The 9,335-nt window shown below is 71.5% G+C and carries 11 protein-coding genes; 10 read left to right on the top strand and 1 reads right to left on the bottom strand.

The window, feature by feature from the left end:
• The 5 genes from hutI to VOI19_RS07855 form a co-directional block, all read left to right on the top strand.
• A partial coding sequence (hutI, locus tag VOI19_RS07875) for an imidazolonepropionase (RefSeq protein WP_323792411.1) occupies positions 1-1,044 on the top strand: 1,044 nt, incomplete at its 5' end.
• A 91-nt stretch (positions 1,045-1,135) separates the two neighbouring features.
• Positions 1,136-2,284: a glycerophosphodiester phosphodiesterase gene (locus VOI19_RS07870; RefSeq protein ID WP_323792410.1), complete on the top strand. Its 1,149-nt coding sequence runs from the start codon at positions 1,136-1,138 to the stop codon at positions 2,282-2,284.
• A gap of 42 nt (positions 2,285-2,326) precedes the next feature.
• Complete coding sequence (locus VOI19_RS07865) at positions 2,327-2,728, top strand: HIT family protein (protein WP_323792409.1); 402 nt, start codon at positions 2,327-2,329, stop codon at positions 2,726-2,728.
• Between the two features lie 77 nt (positions 2,729-2,805).
• Positions 2,806-3,573, top strand: coding sequence for a 3-oxoacyl-ACP reductase FabG (locus tag VOI19_RS07860; protein ID WP_323792408.1), 768 nt, complete (start codon positions 2,806-2,808; stop codon positions 3,571-3,573).
• Positions 3,574-3,577: 4 nt separating this feature from the next.
• The gene (locus tag VOI19_RS07855; RefSeq protein ID WP_323792407.1) at positions 3,578-4,612 is read left to right on the top strand and encodes a DUF3048 domain-containing protein; all 1,035 of its coding nucleotides are present in this window, start codon (positions 3,578-3,580) and stop codon (positions 4,610-4,612) included.
• Here the strand turns inward: VOI19_RS07855 and VOI19_RS07850 are convergent.
• Positions 4,602-5,318, bottom strand: a complete 717-nt coding sequence (locus tag VOI19_RS07850; protein WP_323792406.1) for a TetR/AcrR family transcriptional regulator — start codon at positions 5,316-5,318, stop codon at positions 4,602-4,604. The two genes, VOI19_RS07855 and VOI19_RS07850, sit on opposite strands and share 11 nt — an antisense overlap.
• A 142-nt stretch (positions 5,319-5,460) precedes the next feature.
• Between VOI19_RS07850 and VOI19_RS07845 the strand changes: the two genes are divergently transcribed.
• From VOI19_RS07845 to VOI19_RS07825, 5 genes are all read left to right on the top strand, one after another.
• Positions 5,461-5,997, top strand: a complete 537-nt coding sequence (locus VOI19_RS07845; RefSeq protein WP_323792405.1) for a hypothetical protein — start codon at positions 5,461-5,463, stop codon at positions 5,995-5,997.
• A gap of 40 nt (positions 5,998-6,037) precedes the next feature.
• Positions 6,038-6,583 carry a YqgE/AlgH family protein gene (locus tag VOI19_RS07840; protein ID WP_323792413.1) on the top strand — a complete coding sequence of 182 codons (546 nt, stop codon included), beginning with the start codon at positions 6,038-6,040 and terminating at the stop codon, positions 6,581-6,583.
• A gap of 47 nt (positions 6,584-6,630) precedes the next feature.
• The gene (locus VOI19_RS07835; protein ID WP_323792404.1) at positions 6,631-7,068 is read left to right on the top strand and encodes a hypothetical protein; all 438 of its coding nucleotides are present in this window, start codon (positions 6,631-6,633) and stop codon (positions 7,066-7,068) included.
• A 62-nt stretch (positions 7,069-7,130) separates the two neighbouring features.
• Positions 7,131-7,358 carry a DUF3039 domain-containing protein gene (locus VOI19_RS07830; RefSeq protein WP_323792412.1) on the top strand — a complete coding sequence of 76 codons (228 nt, stop codon included), beginning with the start codon at positions 7,131-7,133 and terminating at the stop codon, positions 7,356-7,358.
• 125 nt (positions 7,359-7,483) lie between these two features.
• Positions 7,484-9,154: a DEAD/DEAH box helicase gene (locus VOI19_RS07825; protein WP_416366355.1), complete on the top strand. Its 1,671-nt coding sequence runs from the start codon at positions 7,484-7,486 to the stop codon at positions 9,152-9,154.
• The last annotated feature ends 181 nt before the right edge of the window (positions 9,155-9,335 follow it).

Raw genomic sequence — 9,335 nt, 5'->3', positions numbered from 1 at the left:
GCCCCGTCGACCGACCGGCGCGTCGACGTCGAGGGGCGGGCGGTGATCCCGGGCTTCGTCGACAGCCACTCCCACCTCGTCTTCGCCGGCGACCGGTCGGCGGAGTTCGAGGCCCGGATGACGGGGCAGTCCTACACCTCCGGCGGCATCCGGACGACGGTCGCGGCCGCGCGTGCCGCCGACGACGAGACGCTCGAGCGCAACGTCGCCCGGCTGGTCGCCGAGATGCAGCGTCAGGGCACGACCAGCCTCGAGATCAAGAGCGGCTACGGGCTCGACGTCGCCACCGAGACGCGCAGCCTCGCGATCGCGCGACGGTTCACCGACGACACCACCTTCCTCGGCGCGCACGTAGTGCCCAGCGGCACCGACCCGGCGTCGTACGTCGACCTCGTCACCGGCGAGATGCTCGCGGCAGCAGCGCCCCACGCCCGGTGGATCGACGCCTTCTGCGAGGAGGGTGCCTTCGACGCCGACCAGGCGCGCGCGGTGCTCGAGGCCGGAATGGCCGTCGGGCTGCGGGGGCGACTGCACGCCAACCAGCTCACCTACGGCCCCGGCGTCCGGCTGGCCTGCGAGCTGGGCCTGGTCGCCGTCGACCACTGCACCTTCGTCAGCGACGCCGACGTCGACGCGCTCGCGGCGTCCGGCACGATCGCCACCCTGCTGCCCGGCGTCGAGTTCTCCACCCGGCAGCCCTGGCCCGTCGCCCGCCGGCTGCTCGACGCCGGGGTGACCGTGGCCCTGGCCAGCGACTGCAACCCGGGGTCCAGCTTCACCAGCTCGCTCCCGTTCTGCATCGCCCTGGCCGTCCGCGACATGGGGATGACGCCGTACGAGGCGCTCTGGGCCGCCACCGCGGGCGGCGCACGCGCTCTCGCACGCGACGACGTCGGCGTGCTCACCGTCGGCGCACGTGCAGACCTCGTGGTCCTCGACGCACCGTCCCACGTGCACCTGAGCTACCGCCCCGGGGTGCCGCTGGTGGCGCAGACCTGGATCGGCGGTCAGCTTGTGCATGCTGACGCCGGCGCCTGGCAGTGACGGTCACGGCTCCTCCAAACGTCATCTCCAGAACCTCGGGTGCTACCTGCCGTTCACCGGAGGTCTGCACGACGGGCCTTGGCTTCCGGCCATGAACCCCCGGACCCGGCGCGTCCTCGCGCCCTCCCTCGTCATCCCCTCCCTCCTCGTCGCGCTGGTCTCTCCCGCGAGCCCGTCGCTCGCGGCGCCGGCCACCGACCGGCCGGCGGCGGCGCCGTCGCGGGCCGACACCCCGCTCGTCTTCGGCCACCGCGGCGCCTCGGGCTACCGCCCCGAGCACACCCTGGCGTCGTACCGCCTGGCGATCGCGATGGGCGCCGACTACATCGAGCCCGACCTCGTCTCCACCAAGGACGGCGTCCTGGTCGCCCGTCACGAGAACGAGATCAGCGGCACGACCGACGTCGCCGACCACCAGGAGTTCGCCGACCGGCGCACCACCAAGGTGATCGACGGGATCCCGACGACCGGGTGGTTCACCGAGGACTTCACCCTCGCCGAGCTCAAGACGTTGCGGGCCGAGGAGCGGCTGCCCCAGGTGCGACCCGACAACACCCGCTACGACGGCTGGTTCGAGATCCCGACGTTCGCCGAGGTGCTCGACCTGGTCGCTGAGGAGAAGCGGCGCACGGGCCGGGTGGTCGGGGTCGCTCCCGAGACCAAGCACCCGACCTACTTCGACGGCATCGGGCTCTCGCTCGAGGAGCCGATGCTGCGCGACCTGCGCGCGGCCAGGCTGGAGCGCAAGAAGTCGAAGGTGGTCATCCAGTCCTTCGAGGTCGACAACCTGCGCGAGCTGGACCGGCTCACCGACCTGCCGCTCTCGCAGCTGACCTCCGGGGCGGGTGCGCCCTACGACCAGGTCGTCACCGGCACCGGGGTCACCTACGCCGACCTGGTCAGCGAGTCCGGACTGCGTCGGGTGGCGCGCTACGCCGACTGGGTCGGGCCCGAGAAGCGCCAGGTGATCCCCGTCGACCCCGTCACCGGAGCCAGCACCGCGCCAACGAGCCTCGTCGACGACGCGCACGCGGCCGGCCTGGAGGTCGTCGTCTACACGCTGCGTGACGAGAACCGCTACATGGCCACTGACTTCCGTCGTGGCTCCGACCCGAACGCGAAGGGCGACGTCCACGCCGAGGCGACGGCCTTCCTCGACGCCGGCGTCGACGGGCTCTTCGCCGACCACCCCGACTCGGTCGTCGACGCGCGCGACGAGTGGCTCGCTTGGCAGTCCTAGGCGTTCCGAGGGCATTCGCCGAGCGGTCGTAAGGTCGCGGTCGTGACCTGTGTCTTCTGCGCGATCATCGCCGGCGAGTCCGAGGCCCACGTGGTGCTGGACGAGCCGGCGGTGATGGCCTTCCTCGACACCCGGCCGGTCTTCAAGGGCCACGTGCTGCTGGTGCCCCGCGAGCACCACGCGACCCTTCCCGACCTGCCGGCCGAGCAGCGCGACGGGTTCCTCGAGGCGGCGCAGCGCCTCTGCGCGGCCGTCGTCGAGCTCGGGGCCCAGGGCAGCTTCGTCGCGATCAACAACACCGTCAGCCAGTCGGTGCCCCACCTGCACCTGCACGTCGTCCCGCGCACCAAGGGCGACGGCCTGCGCGGATTCTTCTGGCCGCGGGTGAAGTACGCCGACGGCGAGGCCGAGGAGCACGCCGCACGACTGCGGTCGGTGCTCTAGCGCCGTGCAGCCCCCGTCTACTGTGAGCCCCGACAGGGTGCACACGCACCAGCACGCTTCGATGGGAGACACAGACGATGGGTCGTTACGACGGGCGAGTAGCCGTGGTCACCGGTGCCGCGCAGGGCATCGGGTTCGGAATCGCGACGCGGTTCGCGGAGGAGGGCGCGTCGGTCGCGATCCTCGACCTCGACGAGACCAAGGCCGCCGACGCGGCGTCGCGTCTGCCCGCGGGTGACGGTGCGAAGCACGTCGGCATCGGCTGCGACGTCAGCAACGCCGAGGCCAGCACCGGAGCGGTCGACCGCGTCGTCGCCGAGCTGGGCGGCATCCACGTGCTGGTCAACAACGCCGGCATCACGCGCGACAACCTGCTCTTCAAGATGACCGAGGACGACTGGGACCTCGTCATGAACGTCCACCTCAAGGGTGCGTTCCTGATGACCAAGGCCGCTCAGAAGCACTTCGTCGAGCAGAAGTACGGCAAGATCCTCAACCTCTCGAGCGTCTCCTCGCTCGGCAACCGGGGCCAGGCCAACTACTCCGCGGCGAAGATGGGTGTGCAGGGCTTCACCCGCACCCTCGGCATCGAGCTCGGCCCGTTCGGCATCAACGCCAACGCCATCGCCCCCGGCTTCATCGCCACCGAGATGACCGACGCCACCGCGGCCCGGCTCAAGATGGACGTCGACGAGTTCCGCGCGCTCAACGCCGAGCACAACCCGGTCAAGCGGGTCGGCTTCCCCGAGGACATCGCGGCCGCCGCGGCGTTCCTCTGCAGCGACGAGGCCTCCTACATCACCGGTCAGACGCTCTACGTCGACGGTGGCGCCAAGCTCGGCTGACGTCGTGATCCTGCGCCGGCGACGGCGATCCCCGGCCCCCGTGCTCGTCACGCTGGGGATCGCCGTCGGCCTGGCGCTGGCCGGCTGCACAGACCCGTCGTCGTCGAACACCGCCGACGTCGGCGAGCGGCAGGCTCCCGAGACGTGGCCGCTGACCGGTCTGCGCTCGGGCTCCGACTCGGCCGCGAAGGACCACCCGGTGCTGGTCCTCAAGCTCGACAACACCGCCTCGAGCGCCCCGCAGCAGGGCCTGTCGTCGGCCGACCTGGTCGTCGAGGAGCTCGTCGAGGGCGGCGTCACCCGGTTGGCGGTGTTCTTCTACTCCCGGACCCCCGGCGTGGTCGGTCCGGTGCGCTCCATGCGGGCCTCCGACATCGGCATCGTCTCGCCGGTCGACGCCACGATGGTCACGAGTGGTGCCGCTGCCCAGACCATCACGCGCCTGCGCCGCGCGGACGTCCCCTACGTCACCGAGGGCAGCGCCGGCTTCTTCCGAGAGGCGGCGCGGCGCGCGCCGTACGACCTGATGGCCGACCTCGGCGACGTCGCCGAGGCGCTCCGCGTCGACGACGCGGTCCGGCCGCCCGACTACCTGCCCTTCGGCCCGGCCCGCCGGCTCCCCGCGGGGCAGCCGGCGACGTCCTTCGACGTCCGGTTCTCCTCCGCGCACACGACCAGCTGGTCCTACGACGACGAGGGCGAGCGCGTCGGCTACGTCGACACCGGCTCGCTGGCCGCGACCGGCGACGAGTTCCCTGCCGACTCGGTGCTCGTCCTGCGGGTGAAGGTGGGCGACGCGGGCTACCGCGACCCGGCCGGCAACACCGTGCCCGAGACGAAGCTCGTCGGGGAGGGCGCGGCCCAGCTGTTCCACGCCGGTCGCGTGGTGCCTGGCACTTGGAGCAAGAGCACCCTCGACTCGCCGCTCAGGCTGACCCGCACGACGCCACAGGGCGAGGTCGAGCTCGCGGTCCCACCGGGGCGGACCTGGATCGAGCTGGTGCCGATGGCCACCGGCGGGGTGGACGTCAGTCCCTGACGATGCCCGTCGGCATCGCCTGGCCTGCGTCGGCCAAGGCCTGGAAACCGGCGATGATGAAGCCGATCGCGACCTCGACCCGCTCGGCCGCTGCGGTCGCGTCGTCGGAGCCGGCCACCGACTCGCCCGCCGACGACATCGCGCCGAAGAAGATCCGGGCGAAGGTCTGCACCATGTCGTCGTCGAGCTCCCACGACCCGGCCTCGAGCACGGCGCGCAGGATCTCCACGACCATCGCAAAGGTCGAGCGCTCCTCCTGCTCGCGGAAGCGCGCGTAGCCGAGCACCGAGGGCCCCTCCTGCACGACGACGCGGCGGTAGCGCGGTTGCTGGACCACTGCGAGGAAGGCGCGCAGGCCGCTGCGTGCCTTCACCCAGGGGTCCTTCTCGTTCTTGATGGCCTTCTGGATCGCCTTCGACGACTCCGACTCCACCCGCTCGAAGACGGCCTCGAAGAGCGCCTGCTTGCCGGAGAAGTGGTGGTAGAGGGCGCCCTTGGTCACCTGCGCCCCGGCGACGATGGCGTCGAGGGAGGTGCTGGCGTAGCCGTGGTCGGTGAAGAGCTCCTCGGCGACGTCGACCAGTGCCCTCTTGGTGGACGACGAGTACGCCGCGCGTCGGCCCGCCCCGGGGACGGTCGGGAGCGTCGGCACCTTGGGCACCAACTTGCTCACCGGGCTCTTCGAGGACTTGGGCGACTTCGCCATGTCCTCACCCTATGACGGCGGCTGTGGCGCAGATCATCGTGGGCAGGATCACCGTCGATGACGTTTGAAAGGCCCGTGCCCGGTTGCATACTGAAAGTACGTACTCGCAGTATGCGAGTGCTTGATCAGTGAGGAGCTGACCATGACCTGGAATTCCTTGCACACCCGCGGTGAGACCCTGCGCGCGGTGATCGAGACTGCCAACACCCGCCTCGACGCCCGCCTCCCCATGGATGTCGACGGCGTGGCCGAGACGTTCGGCGACGAGCTCGACCTCGTGGGCGCCCTGCAGCTGAAGTGGCACACCCGACTCTCCGGCCACATCGAGCGGCAGCTGCAGACCGAGCCGATGGACCTCGAGCGCGCCGTCCAGGCCGCCTGGATCGCGGCGGCCGACGAGCTCCCGGGCGTGCGCGCCCTGCTCGACCACTACCGAGCCAACCCGCTCGACGACGAGATGGGCTGGGCGCTCGCCCGGGCCGCGGTCAAGGAGCGCGTGCTCATGGCCACCATGGCCGGCCGCTCGGGGATCGGCGACCTCGCCGGAGCCCCCGTCGGTGCCCGCATCGAGGAAGCCGCCCGGGCGACCCGCGCCGCGCGGCCCGTGCCGACCATGCACACCCTGGCCCGGACCCGTCCGAGCTTCCTCGCCCGGCTGCGCTCGGTCCTGGCTGCCTGACGGATCACGGCTCACCCGTCATGATGGACGGGTGAGCGAGATGAGTGCGGGGATGCTGCTGGTGGCGACGCCGGCGCTCGAGGACCCCAACTTCGCCGCGACCGTCGTGCTGCTCCTCGACGTCGACGCCGAAGGTGTGCTCGGGGTCGTCCTCAACCGCCCGACCGCGCTGGCGGTCGGGCAGGTGCTGGCGCCCTGGTCGGACTCGGTGGCCGAGCCCGAGGTGCTCTTCCAGGGCGGACCCGTCGAGACCGACGGGGCGCTCGCCGTCGCGCTGCGGCGCTCCGACGACGAGATGCTCGGCTTCCGCTCGGTCGTCGACCGACTCGCCCTGCTCGACCTCGACACCCCCGTCGAGCTGGCCGGACCCGACCTGGAGGACCTGCGTATCTTCGCCGGCTACGCCGGCTGGGGGAGTGGTCAGCTGGACGCCGAGATCGCGGAGGGCAGCTGGTATGTCGTGCCCGGCACCGCGGACGACGTCTTCCGCGCCGACACGACGAACTTGTGGCGCGACGTGCTGCGCCGGCAACCCGGCGACCTGGCGCTGCACTCCACGCGACCGGCCGATCCCGAGCTCAACTGAGTACGCACACGCATGGCCCGCACCACCCGTTGACGCAGACTCCGGTCATGACTCGGCCCACGCACCCTCAGACCCAGCCCGATCGCCTGCGCACCGTCGTCCGGGCGCTTGCCTGGTGGCACCTGGTCGTCGCAGTCGTGGTTCTCGCTGCCGGTGTCTTCTTCTGCTACGCCTACTTCTTCCTCTCCGAGCCCGACGACAACCTCGCCGGGGTCGCGCTGATCCTCGGCGCCATCGCTCTGGTGCTCGGCGCCGTCCTGCTGGTCCTGGCGCTGGTCACGGTGCGCACTCGTCGTGCCGGCCTCGCCTACGGGTTCGGCATCGCCGCCGGGATGTTCGGCCTGCTGGTCGTCCTGCCGGCGGCCGCGATCTGGCTGCCTCGCACGTACGGAGCGCCACTGCTCGGCCTGGTGTCCCTCGCCCTGGCGGGCTGCTCGCTGGTGGCACTGGCGCGACGAGTCGAAAGCCCCGCCGGAAACCTCTAGACTCACTCCTCGTGACTTCCTCCTCTGACGGCTTCGGCTTCGGCACCTCGACCGACACCAAGATCCGTGAGGACGAGCGCACGGTCCCGACCGACGACGGCGACCACGAGAAGTTCAGTCACTACGTCGACAAGGACAAGCTCACCGAGGCGATGGTGATGGGCACTCCCGTGGTCGCGCTGTGCGGCAAGGTGTGGGTGCCGAGCCGCGCTCCGGAGAAGTTCCCCGTGTGCCCCGACTGCAAGGACGCCTGGGAGTCCCTCAACGACGACGCGGGCTCCGGCGAGTGACGGGCGGCCACCCCGCCACCGGACCGACCGAAGACCCGCACCTCACTCCCGCGCTCACCCCTGCCTGGCCCGAGCGTGCTGCCTGGGGCACGGCCCCGTCGCTCCGCGCCTGGCAGACGGCTGCGATGCGCGACTACGTCGAGCGCTCGCCGCGCGACTTCCTCGCTGTCGCGACGCCCGGCGCCGGCAAGACGACGTTCGCGCTGTCGGTGGCCGCCGACCTGATCGGACGCCGCATCGTCGACCGGATCACGGTCGTGGCCCCCACCGAGCACCTCAAGCTGCAGTGGGCCGAGGCGGCCGCGCGTGCCGGCATCCCGCTCGACCCGACCTACTCGGCCGGCAAGGGCAAGATCTCCAGCGACTTCCTCGGGATCGCGGTCACCTACGCCGGCGTCGGGGTCAACCCGCTCGCGCTGCGCATCCGCACCGAGCGCTTCAAGACGCTGGTGATCCTCGACGAGGTGCACCACGCCGGCGATGCGCTGTCGTGGGGCGAGGGCGTCCGCGAGGCCTTCGGGCCCGCGACCCGTCGGCTCGCGCTCACCGGGACGCCGTTCCGCTCCGACGTGAACCCGATCCCGTTCGTGACCTACGCCCCAGGCGACGACGGCATCCCGCGCTCGGTGGCCGACTTCACCTACGGCTACGCCGAGGCGCTGGCCGACCACGTCGTCCGCCCCGTCCTCTTCCTGGCCTACTCCGGGGAGATGTCGTGGCGCACGCGCGCCGGCGACGAGATCGTGGCGCGCCTCGGCGAGCCGTTGACGAAGGACATGACCAACCAGGCGCTGCGCACCGCCCTCGACCCGTCGGGCTCGTGGATCCCGTCGGTGCTCGCGGCGGCTGACAAGCGGCTGACCGAGGTACGACGCCACGTCCCCGACGCCGGCGGCATGGTCATCGCGACCGACCAGGAGACCGCGCGGGCCTACGCCAAGACCCTGCGCTCGATCACCGGTGAGGCGCCGACCGTGGTGCTCTCCGACGAGAAGGGTGCCTCGAAGAAGATCGGGGAGTTCACCCACAACGACTCCCGCTGGCTCGTGGCCGTGCGCATGGTCTCCGAGGGTGTCGACGTGCCTCGGCTCGCTGTCGGGGTCTTCGCGACCACGACTTCCACCCCGCTCTTCTTCGCCCAGGCGATCGGCCGCTTCGTGCGCGCCCGTGCCCGCGGGGAGACGGCGTCGATCTTCCTGCCGTCGGTGCCGGTGCTGCTCACCCACGCCTCCGAGATGGAGGTAGCGCGCGACCACGTGCTCGGCCGCAAGATCACCGACGAGGACGACATCTTCGCCGCCGAGAAGGAGCTGATGGCAGAAGCCGAGGCCGGCGACGGCGACGGCGACGACGAGGGTCTGCCCTTCGAGGCCCTCGGCTCCGACGCCACGTTCGACCACGTGCTCTACGACGGCGACCAGTACGGCTCGGAGGAGGAGATGGACTTCCTCGGCATCCCCGGCCTCCTCGAGCCCGACCAGATGCGCGAGCTGCTCAAGCACCGCACCAGCGAGGGCGCCAAGGCGCAGGCGCGGGCTGCTGCTCGCGCCGGCAGCGACACGCCGGCCGCAGACACGGTCGCGGAGGTCTCCACCCACGAGCAGCTCGCCGTCCTGCGACGCGAGCTCAACGGTCTCGTCGGCGCCTGGAACCACAGCACGGGCCAGCCCCACGGCGTCACCCACGCCGCACTCCGCAAGGAGTGCGGGGGACCGGCCTCGGCCGTGGCCAACGCCGACCAGCTGCGGGCGCGCATCAACGCCGTCCGCGCCTGGGCGGTCAAGAAGTCCTCGTAGCGGGGCCGCAGCCCCGCTAGGCCGCGAAGTTGTCGGCGAGGGCGAGGTCGAACGCCGGTCGGTGGATCTCCGCCATCGGGCGGTGCGCCGGCGCCGGCGCCGGTGTGCGTGCGGGTGTGGGTGGGGCGGGTGCGCGGGATCGGTGTCGGTGTCCGGTGGGGGTGGTGGTCTCGACCGTGTG

The sequence above is a fragment of the Nocardioides sp. genome (assembly GCF_034670285.1).
GTDB lineage: Bacteria > Actinomycetota > Actinomycetes > Propionibacteriales > Nocardioidaceae > Nocardioides.
This window is presented reverse-complemented; position numbering and strand designations above follow the sequence as displayed.